Origin of the sequence: Bradyrhizobium sp. AC87j1 (genome assembly GCF_002936975.1) — a bacterium.
In the GTDB taxonomy this organism is placed as follows: Bacteria; Pseudomonadota; Alphaproteobacteria; order Rhizobiales; family Xanthobacteraceae; genus Bradyrhizobium; species Bradyrhizobium shewense.
The window spans coordinates 1-515 of sequence record NZ_PTFE01000288.1; the positions used below are offsets into that span (position 1 = coordinate 1).

The 515-nt window shown below is 60.2% G+C and carries 1 pseudogene; it reads left to right on the forward strand.

Annotated elements, in window-relative coordinates:
• Positions 1-183, forward strand: a pseudogene (locus CV770_RS43105) (hypothetical protein); the annotation flags it as partial.
• Between the last annotated feature and the right edge of the window lie 332 nt (positions 184-515).

Here is a 515-nt window from a genome sequence, read left to right on the forward strand (position 1 = left end):
GAGGACTGGGCGCTCGCCATGGAGCGCAATATTGACCGCAGCGGATCACCCAAACCGAAGGTTGCTGTGCGGGCTCGTACATTCGGTGACATTATCGATCTTCACATAAAGGATATGCACGAGGTTGGCCGCCCTCCCCGTCGTTCCGAGGCAGCCGTCTTGGAAGCGCTGAAAGAGTCCTGAGGCGAGAGCACGGCCTCCGCAGGCAGCGCCGGCGGATTCCCATCGCCGGATTCCAGATCAGCTCGACGACAGGATGCTGGCTCTCGTCAGGCATAGCGCAGAATGAGGCAAGCAAGGCCCCTGAGTGCTGTACACGGTCGAGCGCCGAGACCCAGCGCGGCGCGGGTCGCTTTGACTTTGGATCGCCAGTGGTCCTTAAGACGGATCTGTCGTTGAGAGGCTACCTAGACGCAATCTTGCTGCTCGGTCCGCTCGTGTCCCTCCATTGGTGCGAGATCGGCAACGCTCTCCTCCAAAATCGTAGCGACCTCCAACAATGAGATCACCAGACG